Source organism: Capillibacterium thermochitinicola (assembly GCF_013664685.1).
GTDB lineage: Bacteria > Bacillota > UBA4882 > UBA10575 > UBA10575 > Capillibacterium > Capillibacterium thermochitinicola.
The window spans coordinates 16,820-31,915 of sequence record NZ_JAAKDE010000016.1 but is presented as its reverse complement, the minus strand read 5'-3'; the positions used below and the strand labels follow the sequence as shown (position 1 = coordinate 31,915).

At 50.0% G+C, this 15,096-nt stretch carries 15 protein-coding genes and 2 tRNA genes; all 17 read right to left on the bottom strand.

The window, feature by feature from the left end; translation table 11 throughout:
- Window positions 1-45: 45 nt before the first annotated feature.
- Window positions 46-2,079 (bottom strand): methyl-accepting chemotaxis protein, encoded by a 2,034-nt coding sequence (locus G5B42_RS08485; protein WP_231133380.1) that lies wholly within the window; start codon window positions 2,077-2,079, stop codon window positions 46-48.
- 273 nt (window positions 2,080-2,352) lie between these two features.
- On the bottom strand, window positions 2,353-2,553 hold the full coding sequence (locus G5B42_RS08480; RefSeq protein ID WP_181340044.1) for an aspartyl-phosphate phosphatase Spo0E family protein: 201 nt from the start codon (window positions 2,551-2,553) through the stop codon (window positions 2,353-2,355).
- Window positions 2,554-2,895: 342 nt separating this feature from the next.
- Window positions 2,896-3,534 (bottom strand): response regulator, encoded by a 639-nt coding sequence (locus tag G5B42_RS08475; RefSeq protein ID WP_181340043.1) that lies wholly within the window; start codon window positions 3,532-3,534, stop codon window positions 2,896-2,898.
- On the bottom strand, window positions 3,531-5,102 hold the full coding sequence (locus G5B42_RS08470) for a sensor histidine kinase (protein WP_331274093.1): 1,572 nt from the start codon (window positions 5,100-5,102) through the stop codon (window positions 3,531-3,533). Before G5B42_RS08470 ends, G5B42_RS08475 begins: the two co-directional genes overlap by 4 nt.
- Window positions 5,103-5,188: 86 nt before the next feature.
- Window positions 5,189-5,542: a response regulator gene (locus G5B42_RS08465; RefSeq protein WP_181340041.1), complete on the bottom strand. Its 354-nt coding sequence runs from the start codon at window positions 5,540-5,542 to the stop codon at window positions 5,189-5,191.
- 145 nt (window positions 5,543-5,687) lie between these two features.
- Window positions 5,688-6,041: a response regulator gene (locus G5B42_RS08460; RefSeq protein WP_181340040.1), complete on the bottom strand. Its 354-nt coding sequence runs from the start codon at window positions 6,039-6,041 to the stop codon at window positions 5,688-5,690.
- Between the two features lie 199 nt (window positions 6,042-6,240).
- Window positions 6,241-7,500: a 6-phosphofructokinase gene (locus G5B42_RS08455; protein WP_181340039.1), complete on the bottom strand. Its 1,260-nt coding sequence runs from the start codon at window positions 7,498-7,500 to the stop codon at window positions 6,241-6,243.
- Window positions 7,501-7,848: 348 nt separating this feature from the next.
- A complete protein-coding gene (locus G5B42_RS08450; protein ID WP_187350988.1) occupies window positions 7,849-8,130 on the bottom strand; it encodes an FmdB family zinc ribbon protein in 282 nt (93 codons plus the stop codon).
- Window positions 8,099-8,674 (bottom strand): phosphate propanoyltransferase, encoded by a 576-nt coding sequence (pduL, locus tag G5B42_RS08445; protein ID WP_181340037.1) that lies wholly within the window; start codon window positions 8,672-8,674, stop codon window positions 8,099-8,101. The genes G5B42_RS08450 and pduL overlap by 32 nt, the downstream gene beginning before the upstream one ends.
- Window positions 8,675-8,776: 102 nt before the next feature.
- Window positions 8,777-8,852, bottom strand: a tRNA-Trp gene (locus G5B42_RS08440).
- Between the two features lie 96 nt (window positions 8,853-8,948).
- Complete coding sequence (locus G5B42_RS08435) at window positions 8,949-9,338, bottom strand: TIGR04086 family membrane protein (RefSeq protein WP_181340036.1); 390 nt, start codon at window positions 9,336-9,338, stop codon at window positions 8,949-8,951.
- A gap of 144 nt (window positions 9,339-9,482) precedes the next feature.
- Window positions 9,483-9,559: transfer RNA gene (locus G5B42_RS08430), tRNA-Pro, on the bottom strand.
- 81 nt (window positions 9,560-9,640) lie between these two features.
- Window positions 9,641-10,756: a hypothetical protein gene (locus G5B42_RS08425; RefSeq protein ID WP_181340035.1), complete on the bottom strand. Its 1,116-nt coding sequence runs from the start codon at window positions 10,754-10,756 to the stop codon at window positions 9,641-9,643.
- 269 nt (window positions 10,757-11,025) lie between these two features.
- The gene (gene thrB, locus G5B42_RS08420) at window positions 11,026-11,922 is read right to left on the bottom strand and encodes a homoserine kinase (RefSeq protein ID WP_181340034.1); all 897 of its coding nucleotides are present in this window, start codon (window positions 11,920-11,922) and stop codon (window positions 11,026-11,028) included.
- A gap of 79 nt (window positions 11,923-12,001) precedes the next feature.
- Entirely contained in the window at window positions 12,002-12,874 is an 873-nt protein-coding gene (ilvE, locus tag G5B42_RS08415; protein ID WP_181340033.1) for a branched-chain-amino-acid transaminase, read from the bottom strand.
- A 139-nt stretch (window positions 12,875-13,013) separates the two neighbouring features.
- Complete coding sequence (rsmB, locus tag G5B42_RS08410) at window positions 13,014-14,357, bottom strand: 16S rRNA (cytosine(967)-C(5))-methyltransferase RsmB (protein ID WP_181340032.1); 1,344 nt, start codon at window positions 14,355-14,357, stop codon at window positions 13,014-13,016.
- Window positions 14,350-15,051: a zinc metallopeptidase gene (locus tag G5B42_RS08405; RefSeq protein WP_181340031.1), complete on the bottom strand. Its 702-nt coding sequence runs from the start codon at window positions 15,049-15,051 to the stop codon at window positions 14,350-14,352. Before G5B42_RS08405 ends, rsmB begins: the two co-directional genes overlap by 8 nt.
- Window positions 15,052-15,096: the final 45 nt, after the last annotated feature.

The following is a 15,096-nucleotide window of genomic DNA, read 5'->3' as shown; positions in this document are numbered from 1 at the left end:
AGAGCGGCTTCTACTTTTTGATCATTCTTTATCGACTTAATTCATTTAAAAGCGGTCCAGACTGTCGTGGACGAAGTTTACCGCCCCATTCCCGTTCACCGGACGCGGTTTCTTTACCCCGTTTTCTTGGCCTAGGGTCCCTTTGGGCGATTTGGTTTCCTCCGTTCGCTGGGCGGACAGCAGACGGTCATCCACTTTGAACCGGGCAACATTCTCCCGTAATTTCGCCGCCTCCGCATCCAGCGCTTGGCTGGTGGCGCTAATTTCTTCAACCATCGCGGCGTTCTCCTGGGTCACCTGATTGAGCTGTTCAATCGAAGCCTGGATCTGTTCCGCCGCTCCCGCCTGCTCCCGCATGGCCGCCGCCACTTCCACAACCATATCCGAAGTTTTCTTCGTGTTCTCCACAATCCGCTGGAGCATCTCGAAGGATTTCTGGATCAACTCGTTACCACGGTCGACCCGCCGCACGCTTTCGCTGATCAATTCTTCGATTTCTTTGGCCGATTCCGCGGTCCGCCCCGCTAAATTCCGCACCTCAGCCGCTACCACCGCAAAGCCCCGCCCTTGCTCCCCGGCACGGGCGGCCTCAACCGCTGCGTTGAGGGCTAAAAGGTTGGTTTGGAAAGCAATGTCGTTGACCACCTTAATTATCTCCGCAATCTGTTTACTGCTGTTTGAGATCTCTGCCATTGCATTGATCGTTTCCACAATCGAGTGTTCACCTTCATTTACTGCTTCCAGGGTAATCTGCGCAACATGGTTGGCTTGTTCGGCATTGTTGGACACACTCCGGATTGACGAGGTCACCTCTTCGATCGTGGAGGAGATCTCTTCCAGGGATGAAGCTTGTTCCTGAGTGCGCTGGGAAAGATCCTGATTACCGGCGGCAATCTGTGCGGAAACCATCTGGACGCTCTCCGAAGAACGCACCACGTTGATAAAGGACTCTCTTAATGCTTTGGCCGTCATGTTGAGCTGAACAGCCATCTCCCCAATCTCATCCCGCCGGTCGGTAGCTAATTTAACCGTGAAATCACCCGCCGCCAGTTGCTTTAGCTTTTCATGGAAACCTAAAATTGGACGGGCCAGTGAACGGGCGAAAGTGAAGCCGATCATAACCACAATAGCGCAGATCACGACCGCCAGGAATAGGGCAAAGTCGCGCAGCTTATTGACGGCCGCAAAGGCTTCATCATAATCCACCTTCACGTTTAAACCGACCAGTTGTTCACCAAAGGTAAGCGTACTGGCGTTACCGATCACCTTCTTCCCCTGCAGATCATTGTAGACAAAAAATTGTTGGAAATCGCGGTTTCCGGCGGCAATCGCCCGTGCCGCTTCCGCTGCCGCCTCGGTGGCAATCTTGGTCCGCAAGACCGCCATCCCCTGCTGAAACCGGGGTACCGTCAGCAAGATCTGGTTCGCATCGACCAAATATGCATCGGCACTTTTACCGATTACGTCAAGACCGTCCGTCAAGATCTTACTGATGCGCGGAACATTCAATAAGAAGATCATAACCCCGTTAACCGTACCGGAAACTTCACCATTACTGTATATGGGCGTGGCGATCACCAAACAATTCTCCGCCAGGAGATCCGAATAGAAGATCTCCGATATGTTGGTCTGACCCAGCAGGGCTTTTTGGAAATATTCACGCCCGCTCAGATCATCCCGCAGACGGTTACGGTTGGTCGCGCTAACGACGATCCCTTTCCGGTTGGCAACCATAACATAGGCGAAATCGTAGCGTTCAACGATACTTTCCAAAAAGGGGGTCAAAATCAGTCGGTTTCGGTTTTCCCACATGAAGAGTTCATTTTCCGTTGCCCACGGATCATCTACATAGTAATTGAGGCTGTCGTAGACATCTTGCGTCGCCGCCGCCGCTTCGGCCACATTTTTTTGGAACGCAAACCAGGTCTCCAGATATCTTTGTTGTTGCCCATGGAAGATTTTAATTTCAGTTTCAATCGCCTCCGTGAGCGCTTGTTCCGCCAGAGAGAAGGAGACGACCAACGCCACCAACATTGGAATTAGACCGATCAAAAGAAACAGGGTAACCATTTTAGGCATCAGCTTAAGGCGATTAAACAAGACAATCCCCCCCCGTATGAACGACGTGCTATTATCTTTATCGACAAAATCTCCTTTCCAATTAATTATTAAATGACTTTTTAAGCTATTAGCAACACAATAATTTATGATGACGATAAAGACAAAAAGGACCGTTTCCGGTCCCCATGCGATCAATAATACATCAAGGCTTAAATTGGTCTCCCCACCCCGTCTTTTCTTCGTCAAACTCAGTGTTCTTTTCCAAATCAAAATTAAGCGTTCATGAGGTAACTAGTTTTGAACACTGTTTTTTTTGAAACACAGGGGTGCACTTAACATCTGGTATTCATAGATCAACTTGTCCAAGTCGGTGCTGAGTTTCAAAACTTTACTGCTTATCCCCTGCTCCCGATAGAAACGGTAGAGTTCCTGTTTCTTTTCGTTAATCAGTCTCCGCAGCTCCATTATATACACATTAACCATCCTTTCCATGTCTCCAAAAACCTCCCAATCCCCGTTTTGTTCCAGCTCATTTGTTCGCGTGGGAGAAAAAACAAGCGGTGCCCGTTTTCCGTCAACCATGAGCGCGTTTTTGGAAATTATCGATATTATTATTATCACTTTTTTTCCCCTTTTTTTCCATAAGGTCTTTTCCCCATTTTTCTCTAGTTGTTTACCCCTACGCCGGGGGCTTACCCCGGAAACTGCGGAATAAAAAAGTATCGCCCATCCTTTTCCGGCATGGGCGACACTTTTTCCCGGTTGCCTCCTGTCTTAACCCTTACAAGCGAAACCTGCTCTTTTTTTACATAGAACATTTCGTTCCCTTTCGCCTCATTCGTCAAGCTTAACGATCCCTTCTTTCACCGCCGTAACAATAAGTTCGGCCGTATTGGTCACATTTAGCTTTTTCATTATATTTGCCCGGTGGTTTTCTACAGTTTTGAGGGCAATCATCATACGCTCGGCAATCTCCCGGTTTTTATAGCCTTTCACGATCAGTTGCAATAACTCGCTCTCGCGGGGCGTAAGACTCCGACTCAGACTCTCTTTCTCCGTGATGTAATCCTCCACTAAAAGTTGGGAGATCGCCGGGCTCAAATAGGTCTCGTTATTTAAACATGCCCGAATGGCGATCATCAGTTCTTGAAAGACGGAACTTTTTAAAAGATAACCACGGGCCCCATTTTTTAAAGCTTCCCGCACAACCTCCGGTTCGGAATACATCGACAGTACAATTGGAATCGTCGGTAAATTAAGTTCCTTGAGTTTAACCAGCAACTGATTACCGTTGAAAGCCGGCATCACGATATCAATCAAAGCCACATCCGGTCGCAACCGCTTGATCAACCGCAAGGCTTTTTCCCCATCATCGGCCTCTCCGACGATCTCAATCTCCCCGGTCCGCTCAAGCAATACCCGTAGCCCTTCACGAACAATATGATGATCCTCGGCAATAACCACCCGAATCATCTTCTCCCCTCCCATGGAACCTGTGCCGTTAGGGTGAAACCCTGCCCCGGCAAAAACTTGGTTTTTAACGTTCCTCCCAGCGCCGACAGTCTTTCACCCATGCCCAAAAGACCGATTCCTCCCCCGGTCTCCGGTGGCAGTTCCGAAGGGCCTGGTCCAGACCCGTTATCTTGCACAATTAAGGAAACAAACTCGGCATCGGTTTGTAAAAGGACTTCGATCTGCGTGGCTTGGGAATGTTTCGCGGCATTGGTTAACCCTTCCTGTAATACGCGATAAAGCGTTATACTGGCCGCTTCCGAAATCGCTGGCAATTCATCTCTGGAGGAAGTAAAGATGACCGGGATCCCCACCCGTTGGGTATAGGTGCGGCAGTAATTACGAAGGGCCGGAATAAGTCCCACCGCTTCCAAAGCGGCCGGACGAAGGTCGTATGCGATATGCCTTGTCATGGTCACAACATCATCAACAAGGGTAATTATCTTACCCAGTTCCGCCCGGCATAAACAATTCCGGTAAATCGTATCGGCCACCAGCTCCAATTTGATTTTGATTGCGGTCAAGGCTTGCCCCAGTTCATCATGGAGCTCCCAAGAGATGCGCCGTCGTTCTTCCTCCAGGGTCTGGACCACCTGCTGATGAAGCTGGTGGAGTTTTTGTTTGTTGTTTTTGATCTCCATGTAAAGTTGGGCGTTACGGATCGCCAGTGAAGCCTGGGCGGCCAATCCCTGCATCAGCATCCTTTCTTCCTCGGTCACCGGCCACTCCTCACCGAAGCGGAAAAGCAAAATCGCCCCACTTACCTCTTTTCCGTTGTATAACTTGATGCCAATCAGCGACTTCAAATTAAGATGGCCGAAGACCTTTTGAAAAGCGGGGTCCTCGATGGCGGCCATGTCCTCAATTACCGTAACCTGTTCCGCGCCGCCAAAGTAACGTTCGAACAAAGCAGCGGGGATTGATGGTGTAAAAAACTGGGGGTCTTTCCCGTAACTATAATACAACCGATAGTTTTGCCGCTTCGCGTCCAAGAGGCGAATTGTCACGCAACTGGCTTTTAAACTGGTTGATACCTCAAAACAGATGGTTTCGAGAACTTCGTCCAGATCTAAGGCGGCGTTGATCGTCAAAGCCGTCCGGGCCAAAGTACTCGCCTGGTTATAAAGCCGTTGAATCTTATGCTCTTTTCGCTTCAGTTCCGTCAGGTCCACAACATTGACTACCCGGTATTTGGCTTTATTTTCCTCATCATAAACGATATACGCCGTCACCAGGACCGGAAAAATCGAGCCGTCTTTCCTGATATGCTTGGATTCATACGAGTAATATCCCGTTTGATAGATATATTCGGTAATTGCCGGTAATTGGGCCCGGTATTCTGGAGCTAAAACATCGGCAAACGGGCGACCAGTCAATTCTTGCACCGTATAACCATGCATCGCCGCAAAGTAGGGATTCATGAACTCCAGCAAGTCTCCTTCGGCCGTACCAATCACCAAACCGACCCGCGCTTGATTAAAGAATAACTCCTGGAGACGTTCTTTAATTGACGGTTTATTCCGCTTCACCCTGCTTGTCGCGGTTGGTAAATGCTCCACTCCCCAGCACCACCTTGGCAGAAATGCCGTACCGGGTCCGGGACAAATCCGGTTCACTATATTCCACTGAGAACGTTACGTACATTTTCCTCCCGGAACGGTTTGATCAAGAAGCCTTTCGCTCCATAGCTCAACGCTTCATCCACAAACCAATGTTGGCCCATGGCCGAGACCATCACCACATTGGCGCTACGGTTAATTTTCATGATCTCTTGAAGCGCGGTAATCCCGTCCATCACCGGCATGGTAATATCCATTGTGACCAGGTCCGGGTTAAGTTCCTGGTATTTCTCAACACCCTTTAAACCGTTATCGGCTTCAGCAATAACTTCATAACCGATCTTCCGCAAAATACGCTTTAACATCATGCGCATTACCATCGAATCATCGACAATCAGCGCCTTTTTCAATAGTCCACCCCCGACAAGGATCTACATTATTTAACAAAGCCTGATTTATATCCTATTATACTCTACTCCGGTCTTTCTGGTAAAGAGAGGCAACAAATAATTGACACAAAAGCAAAAACACCATCCCAACTGGGATGGTGTTGCCTTAAAGCGAGTTTAACACCTTGATGACATGATCTTTATTAAAGGGTTTCACGATAAAATTCTTTGCCCCGGCCATCACGGCTTCCCGGACGTAACTCTCCTGTCCCATCGCGGAGACGATCACAACATTGGCATTGGGGTCAAGCTTCATAAGCCCTTTCAGTGCGGTTATTCCGTCCATTTCCGGCATGGTGATATCAAGTGTAACGATGTCCGGTTGCAGCTCATTATACTTTTCCAGTGCTTCTTTTCCGTTTTCCGCTTCGCCGACAACCTCAAAGCCATTTTCGACCATGATTTTCCGTAGTGACATCCGCATAAAAGCCGCATCATCCACGATCAAGACCCTTTTCATTCGCTCTATTTGCCTCCTTTATTGTCCAATCTATGAACAAAAAACAACATATTTCGGCATAATTGATATCGACCTTTCTTTTCTTTGATAAACCTTTCGCGAATCTTTTTAACATGTTGTTTACATTTAACTTTTAAAAAATGCAGAAAAAAACCCTGTTATCCAGGAGGATAACAGGGTTTTTGCCGCTGTGCGTGCCTTACCGGCACATGGCCGGCTCGGTGGCCAAGACCTTCTTCAGTCTGGCAAAACGCGGGAGACTGTTCACCATCGGCGGTGAGGACTCGCCTTGAATCAGCGGTAAGGCATAATCGATAAATTCTTGTTTCAATCCCGTGCCGTTTTCGTCAATCCATTCCAGGGGAACCTTCTTTTCTTTATTCGCTACTTCGCTGAGGTTAACCAGCTTAATATTGCATTTATACTCCGGTCCCGCCGCTCTTTCAAAGGCCACCATGTAGTCGGTCTTTCCTTCCACGGCGTATTTGACCGCCATTTCCCCGGCCAACACCGCTTCGTTAACGTCGGTCTTCGAACCCAAATGGGCCGCGCATCTTTGCAGGAGACTAAACTCAATCCCACGGATTTTAGCGTTGGTTTTGGCTTTAAGGAAGTTGACCAACGTGCTGGCCAGCCCGCCGAGTTGGACATGGCCGAAGGAATCCTTATAAGCCAGTTCCGTACCGTACTCGGAGATATATTTTCCGTCCTTGTCTTTGATCCCTTCTGATACGGCAACAATCACGTTCTTCTGTTTCCGATAAAGATCGTTGACTTCATCAAGGAACTTCTCCATATCAAAGGGAAGCTCCGGGAGATAGATCAAATCCGGTCCGTAACCGGCATGCTTGGCTAAAGCAGCGGCCGCGGTTAACCAACCCGCGTTCCGGCCCATGATTTCAAGGACGGTGATCTGGCCTTGATCATAAACCCGTGCGTCGTGGTAGATCTCCATAATTGAAGTGGCAATATACCGGGCGGCGCTTCCATAACCGGGACAGTGGTCGGTCCCCCACAGGTCATTGTCGATGGTTTTCGGTACACCCATCACCCGGCACTCATAGCCGACCTTCTGCATGTACTTGCTCACCTTATTGCAGGTGTCCATCGAATCATTGCCGCCATTGTAGAAAAAATACCGTATATTATACTTCTTGAAGACTTCCAAAAGCCGTTTGTAGTCAGTCTCATCTTCTTCCGCATTTTTTAACTTATAACGGACAGAACCAAGAGCGGAAGAAGGGGTTGTCTTCAGTAGCTCGAGTTCATAAGGGTCTTCCTTGCTCATATCATAAAACTTCTCCTCAAGGATCCCCCTGATCCCGTGCGCCGCCCCGTAAACCGCGGTAATGTTCTCTTGTTTTAAAGCTTCCAGAAATACCCCCGCCGCGCTGGCATTAATCACCGCCGTCGGGCCACCGGACTGACCAAAGATGGCCGCACCTTTCAATTCACTCATTCTGCTAACACTCCTTCTAAAAATTCATTCACTTTCATAAAAAGAACCCACTTATGCTTAGATTTTCACATTCCGCGCACGATGTCTCGTGGGTAAAGCACTTATTTTTGTTATGTTTTGGTAGGAAAACAGGGTGTTTTTCCGGTAATTATAAAAATAAAATTTATATTTTTGGCATTATTAATATACGACAAGACTGGACTTTTTTCCTCTTCATCCGTTTCCGGCCGGCCCTTTTTAATGAAAATTTAATATGACCAATCCGGTTATACCGGTGGTCCGCTCCCCACCGACGCATAAGAAAAAGCCCCGCTATTTTATGATAACGGAGCTTCGATGCTTAACCGGCTAATGACAAGTGGAACAATGCCCTCCTCCACAACCGCCACAACTGCTGGCGCCGGAGGCCCCAGCACCACCGCTCACCGCAAAGGGTGAAAAAAGACGGTCGGTCTGTCGGGAACCGCATTTAGGGCAAGGAACCTTTTCCATAAAGCTTTTGCACAGTTCTTCAAATTTATGCGCACATTCCGCACATTTAAACTCATAGATCGGCACCCAATCACCTCGGTTCAACCGTATTGCCGAATTTTCAAATTTAGGGCTTGATGACGGTGACCAAGTCGCCATTTTTAAGGCCGGCCGCATTGGCTTCATCGGTATCCAGATGTAAGTCCTTCTTATATTTCGGGCCAACCCGGACTAAAACCTGTTCAAAGATCAGAGCACGGGGCCCGTCCACTTTTACTTGGACATAATCTTGATCCTTCAACCCCATCTCGGCCGCTTCCGTATCATGCAAATGCAGGTGGCGTTGGGCAATGATAACTCCTTCTTTGATCTCAATCCGGCCTTTGGGGCCTTCAATGATCAATCCCGGCGTATTCTCGAGATTACCGGAATCGCGAACCGGTGCCTCAATCCCCAAAGTAAAAGAGTCGGTTAACGAAATTTCAACCTGGGTTTGGGGACGCACCGGCCCCAAAATCCGGACATTGGGAATCGAGCGTTTCGGTCCGATGAGGTTAACGGTCTCTTCTGCAGCGAACTGACCGGGTTGGGAGAGTTCCTTTTTAACCGTTAGACTGGCGCCTTTCCCAAAGAGTTTCTCCAAATCTTCCTGCGACAAGTGGACGTGGCGATTAGATACTCCGACCGGTACTTTGAACGACATTTTCTATGTACTCCTTTCTCGAATCCGAATAATCACAACGACTGGTTTTAAAATTAAAAAAGAGAAAATAAAAACCGGTTGTTTCCGGTTGGTAAACTTTATTGGCAGGGGAGACAGGACTCGAACCCGCAACCACCGGTTTTGGAGACCGACGCTCTACCAATTGAGCTACTCCCCTGTGCAATCCACAATAATTATATATAGATTTCGCCCAGGTGTCAAGTCTTAAACCAAAGAAAGCAGGACTTCTTTCCCGGTCCGTACGCCGCCGGCTTTAGAGATTAATCCCGATCACCCCGCCGAATATCCCCAGCAGGACCGCGATGGCACCGTTAATCAAACCATCAGTAATCTTTTGCTCCACCCCGCATAGTCGCCCAATGATAAAAAAGATTAACCAGACGGCAACGGCTAAAATAATCCCGATCAGCCAACCTTTAGCCTTCGCCTTGTAACCGGCGGCCATCGCCCCGAGGACGACCGCAGTATAAATCGTATATTGGTAGATCGTCTGCTCGTAAGCACTCCAGTCCCAACCCAACCAGTAAGTCAACGCCAACAAAAAGATTGCAATCAGCAGTAAGGCAAGGACATACCGTAAACCGGCAAAAACAGCTGTCAAGGCCAAACGGGAATTTACTGCCGGGCGCTCTTGTTTAACCACAAGCCCCACCCCCAGCCAGAATTTTAATTCATCTATATGAAAAACCAACGTCAAGTATGTCACGGTGGCGTTCGGGGGTACCGTAAAAAAAGAAATAAAAAAAACCGGCGCCAGATTTCCTGCGTCGGTGTTTGTGTTTATAGATGGTCGGGCCGACAGGATTTGAACCTGCGACCACTTGACCCCCAGTCAAGTGCGCTACCAAGCTGCGCTACGGCCCGACTATTAACGGCAGATTTTATTATAACACTGGATTTGGTTTGTGTCAATGAATCGCCGTTAAATATTCTGCTGTTGACCGTTTACGCCCCCTGAATTCTCCGGCTCTTCATCACATTACCAAATTGATCAACGGTAATCTCCATGCGGTGGATGAAATCGCCCAGAGAAGCAAGTTTTGCAACACTCTCCAAGTGCATGAAGTCATTGAGCGTACTATTGAGGAGTTCGTAAATCTCGGTCAGTTCTTTTTCACGTTTCGCCAGCCGCGCCCGTTCTTTCTCAAATTGCTCCGTCAGTCTTTGGTTCTCCGCCACCAAACGGTCGATCTCCGCTAAAAACTTTTCTTCTTGTTTCAGATCGCGTTCAACGGCAAGCAGATGCTCGATAAAGCCCCGCAGATCCAACTGCCGTCTTTGGGCTGCTTCAAGCGCATTAACCCTCTCCTCCAGTTTTTTAATGGTTTCCGGCAGATGGGCCAGTTGATACAGGAAGGTCGACTTTTGCTCTTCACTTTCAGGGGTGATACTATGTACGAACCCCGGCTTCTTCTCTTGATTGTCGGCAGGCGCTGCTTCCAGTTGGGGTTTCTGCTCCTTCCTTCCACCCTTGATTTCTTCTTTCACCGGCTCCGCGCTCCTTGTCCCCACCGGCGGAATCTCCCTTCCGTTTAAAAGGGGGGCTTCCGGAATGATAATCCCGGATCGTTTCAGAACATCCCGACCTAAACTGATGATTTTTTCCTCACTTAAACCTCTTTTTTGGACCAAACGGTAAAAACGGAGTTTCAAAGCTGCTTCGCTGATGGGTTTCGCCATAAGCCGTTGTAACTCCAAACAAGCGTCATTCCTGGTCCCACCCAAAACCTGATGTTTCGCGAAGATCTCCAGAATTAACTGGTCTTCGTCATCGGATAAGATTTCTTTGGGGGTGGCCGTCTGGTATTTGGCGCGCATCATCTTGTAATAATCCGTGTTCGAAATCCCCTTTTCTTTCAGAATCCGGCAAAACTGGCTCCTCAGCGCCGAGATTTTGCGGCCAAAACGGCGGGATAGTTCTTTGCGCAACTTCGGATTCCACCAATTTTCGTAGATCATCTCATTTTCATTCTCCGAGTAGCGCGGTTTGGAGCGAACAACTTGATTGTTACTGTTCGGCATAAGATCCGCACTCGACACCAGTTCGTTCATTTTCGCCATTCTATTCCCTCCATTTAAAATTCAATCTTCTCCATCCTTACAAACCATAAAGGCTGGAATTCAGTTTTATTATGTTCCGTTCTGAAAAGATTTATGCCAAAAGGAGAGAATTTTTTTACCGCACGATTTTTTTAAGCTTCTTTATCCTATGCCATATGCCAGCAAATGTTTACGCCCGGCGCAAAAAGGTGAAAAAAAACCTTGACCGCAATGCGGTCAAGGTTAAAATCCTGTTTGCCGTCCTATTATCTGTTTGTACCGAACCGTTCCTAAACAAAACGGAACCCATCGTGGTTAACAGCAACTGATAACCACTGCGCTTCAATTCCTTGTTCGTTAAAGGCGGAAACCATTCCGGTCCCCACCGCCTGTTGCCGGTTTTCCGGAGCAAAAGCAATAATCGTCGGCCCGGAACCACTTAAAGCCACACCCAAAGCCCCTTCTTGGTACGCAGCAGCCACAACCTGGTGGAAACCGGGGATCAAAACCGCCCGCCGGTTCTGGTGCAAGGCATCCTCCATCGCCAGCCGGAAGAGGTCGACCCGTCCGGCGTAACAAGCCCCAACCAAAAGGCCGGTCCGGGAGAGATTAAAGACCGCCTCGGTCAAAGGAACCTCTTTAGGCAGGAGATTCCGTGCTTCCACCGTCGGCACCCGCAGTTTAGGAACGGCAAGGACAACATAGAGTGCGGACGGAAATGGAATCTTTAAGTAGGTATACGGTTGCGAAGGTGACTTCACCACCCCAACCAAACCACCAAACACCGCGGGGGCTACATTATCCGGATGCCCTTCGATCTCAACGGCCAGGGCCAAAAGCTCGTCTCTACTCAAAGGCTCGCCCAGAAACCGGTTGGCCGCCGCCAAGCCGCCGACAATGGCAGACGCACTTGTTCCTAAGCCGCCAGCCGGCGGGATGTGGTTTTCCAAATGGACAATGCCGCCTTTAAGCTCCTTGCCAATCTCGGCAAAAACCCGTTGCAATGCTTTGCAAACCAATAGATCGGAGCGTCCCGTGAGGACTTCCGCCCCATAACCTTCCGCCGTTACGTACCATTCGTCCGCCGGCTTAAAACTCACCGTATTATATAGATCCAAAGCCAGGCCAAGAAAATCAAATCCCGGCCCCAAGTTGGCGCTGGTGGCTGGAACCATTACTTTGACCATTTCAAAACCTCCAGATAATTATCACTCGCCACCAGCGAACATCCGCACTTGATGGCGAGGAGCGCCTGTAAGCAGAGTTTTACTCGTAAATCGGAGTCCCGTTTTCCATGGCGTACCGGTGGAAAGCCTCTTTCAACTGCTTGGAATAGACGCCCGGTTTCCCGTCGCCGATCTTCCGTCCATCCACCTCAACCACAGGAATCACTTCGGCGGCCGTCCCGGTGAGGAAACACTCGTCGGCCACATAAACATCGTAACGGGTCAACGCCATTTCAACTACCTCGAGCCCGATCTCGGCCGCCAGTGCCATCACCCGGCCCCGGGTAATTCCCTTTAAGGCGCCGAAGGAGGCCGGCGGGGTGGCCAGCGTTTTTCCTTTGATCAGAAAAATATTGTCACCGGTACACTCGGCAATGTAACCCTCTTGGTTAAGCATGATCGCTTCCGCTGCGCCGCTCAGATTCGCCTCGATCTTGGCCAGGATATTATTAAGGTAGTTAAGGGATTTGATCATCGGATTAACCGTTTCCGGCAAATTGCGGCGCGTGGGAACCGTGATAATCTTCAGCCCTTTTTCGTAGAATTCCGGCGGGTACAGGCTGATCCGGTCGGCGATAATAATCACCGTTGGCCGCTCACATTTGCGCGGGTCCAAACCAAGATCGCCCACCCCGCGGGTGACCACCGTCCGGATATAGGCGTCGGTCAATTGGTTTCTTCTTAACGTCTCCAAATGAGCCGCCTTCATCTCTTCTTTCGTCATCGGGATTTCGAGGGCGATCGCTTTTGCCGAATTATACAAGCGGTCAATATGGGCGTCAAATTCAAAAATACGTCCGTTGTAGGCACGCGTTCCTTCAAAGATCCCGTCCCCGTAAAGGAGCCCGTGGTCAAAAACGGACACCTTTGCTTGATCCTTTGGATAAAATTTCCCATCAATGTAGATTTCCAATTTAAACTCCCCTTCCTTTTCTCTTCCTGCACGAAACGGCGGCAGAATTTGTATGAATGAATTTTCATTATTTTATCATGAATTTTCGTAGGGGACAACCGGTCCGCGCAAGTCACCCCAAAAAAAACTACCGGTTTGATCATGATTTAACCAAACGGGTCATAAAAAAGCCGTCCGGCCCGTCCACCCGCGGCATGATTAAAAAACCTTCCGCCAGCCGGTCTGCCGGAAAGTCGACGGCAAAGTTGGCGGGCAGATCCACCCGGAATTCGGGGTGCGCCGCTAAAAAACGGGTGATCTGTTCCTCGTTCTCTTCGCGCTCCAACGAACAGGTACTGTAGACCAACCGCCCACCCGGCCGCAATAGGGATGCGGCGTGGTTTAACAATTCCTGTTGGAGGGGGACCAACTGAGCCAGATCGTCCGGCTGGCGCCGCCAGCGAATATCCGGACGGCGGCGGATAACACCCGTTCCCGTACAGGGTGCATCCAACAGAATACCGTCAACCGGTTCCGCCGGACGCCAACACCGGGCATCGGTCGTCAGCGGCTCTATGATCCCAATCCCGAGCCGGCGCGCGTTCTCCGCAATCAAGGCGGTTTTATGTTCAAACTGGTCCAGCGCATAAATCCGGCCAAGATTGTTCATTAATTGCGCCAGATGCGTGGTTTTTCCCCCCGGTGCCGCACATAAATCGGCGATCACCATCCCGGGTTCCGGTGCCAAAAGGTGGGCCACCAACATCGAAGCTTCGTCCTGGATATAAAAATATCCCTCCGTCCACAAGGGATTACTGGTGAGTTCCTGTCCGCTTTTTACGCGGATCGCTTCCGGGATCGTCGGCACCGGCTCCGCCTCGATTCCCGCCTTGGTCATGGCTGCCAATAACTCGTCCCGGTTAATGCGTAAAGTGTTGGTCCGTACACTTAAGGGGGCGGGTGCATTGTTGGCTTCGACCAAACGATGGGTCATTTCCTCACCCCAGCGCCGGATCCACCGCTCAACCAACCAGCGGGGGTGAGAATGAACAATCGTCAAGTGACCCACTGGGTCTTGGGCAAAGTCGGGTAAAGCCTGTTCCAGTTCTTGCTGCCGCCGCAGATAATTCCGGAGGACCCCGTTGACCAAGCGGGACAACCCCCGGTACTTACCCGCTTTCGTTAGAGCGACGGCTTCATTGACCACCGCATAGGCCGGGTGATTGGTAAAGATCAGTTGATAAAGGGATAAGCGAAGAACTTCCCGGATAGCCACGGGCAATCCGGAAAGTTCTTTCGTGAGTAACCGGTTCAAAAGAAAATCAAGCCTACTCCGGTGACGGAGGGTCCCCAAGACCAGTTCGGTCGCCAACCGTTTTTCCTTTTCGTCCGGTTGTTCCTTGGTAAAGAGGGAGTTCAAGATCCGGTTGGCATAAGCCCCTTCTTCCGCAATGGCAAGCAAAGCGTCGAGGGCGAGCCTGCGCCCGGAAGTTTTTTTAATCATCTCGCCGGGCTCCACGCAGCAGGACGAGGCGCAAGAGTTGGAGCAAAGCCATTGCCGTCGCCGCCAAATAGGTTAAAGCCGCGGCACTTAAGACTTTACGGGCACCGGCCACTTCGCCGCCGCGCATTAAATAACCTTCGCTCTCCAGCATCCGAAGGGCCCGTCCGCTGGCGTTAAATTCCACCGGCAAGGTAATCACCTGGAAGAGAACGGCAAAGGTAAACAGCAGAATGCCCAGGTCCATTAAGAAAGTTCCGCCCCGGCCAAACCAGAGGCCGATGAAAAACAGGGGGAAAGCCAGACTCGAACCAAAACTGGCCACCGGGAAGATGGCATTCCTAAGATTCAGGGGAATGTACTCCTGGGCGTGCTGGATCGCATGGCCGGTTTCGTGGGCCGCCACGCCTAAGGCCGCCAGCGACGTCCCGTGGTAGTTTTCGGCCGAAAGGCGCAACCGCTTTGTTCTCGGATCGTAATGGTCGGTCAAGCGCCCCGGGGTGATCTCCACCACCACATCGGTCAGGTTGTTTTTATCCAGCAAAGCGCGGGCCACTTGAGCGCCGGTTACGCCGGAGCTGGCCCGGACCCGTGAATAGTGGTCAAAAGTGGATTGCACTTTGATCTGCGCATAAACCGCCAGAATAATCGCTGGAATAAGCAGGATATAGGTGGGGTCGTAAAAGGGGAAAAACATCGTGGCAAAACCTCCTTCACGTGTAAGTAATGGCTTCCGTTATTT

Coding starts and splice junctions, on each gene's coding strand:
- G5B42_RS08425 (WP_181340035.1), bottom strand. CDS start 10,756: ATGGCGAAAATGAACGAACTGGTGTCGAGTGCGGATCTTATGCCGAAC.
- pduL (WP_181340037.1), bottom strand. CDS start 8,674: ATGTCGTTCAAAGTACCGGTCGGAGTATCTAATCGCCACGTCCACTTG.
- G5B42_RS08485 (WP_231133380.1), bottom strand. CDS start 2,079: ATGCCTAAAATGGTTACCCTGTTTCTTTTGATCGGTCTAATTCCAATG.
- G5B42_RS08450 (WP_187350988.1), bottom strand. CDS start 8,130: ATGGCGACTTGGTCACCGTCATCAAGCCCTAAATTTGAAAATTCGGCA.
- thrB (WP_181340034.1), bottom strand. CDS start 11,922: ATGGTCAAAGTAATGGTTCCAGCCACCAGCGCCAACTTGGGGCCGGGA.
- G5B42_RS08480 (WP_181340044.1), bottom strand. CDS start 2,553: ATGGAAAGGATGGTTAATGTGTATATAATGGAGCTGCGGAGACTGATT.
- G5B42_RS08455 (WP_181340039.1), bottom strand. CDS start 7,500: ATGAGTGAATTGAAAGGTGCGGCCATCTTTGGTCAGTCCGGTGGCCCG.
- G5B42_RS08475 (WP_181340043.1), bottom strand. CDS start 3,534: ATGATTCGGGTGGTTATTGCCGAGGATCATCATATTGTTCGTGAAGGG.
- rsmB (WP_181340032.1), bottom strand. CDS start 14,357: ATGATTAAAAAAACTTCCGGGCGCAGGCTCGCCCTCGACGCTTTGCTT.
- G5B42_RS08405 (WP_181340031.1), bottom strand. CDS start 15,051: ATGTTTTTCCCCTTTTACGACCCCACCTATATCCTGCTTATTCCAGCG.
- G5B42_RS08460 (WP_181340040.1), bottom strand. CDS start 6,041: ATGAAAAGGGTCTTGATCGTGGATGATGCGGCTTTTATGCGGATGTCA.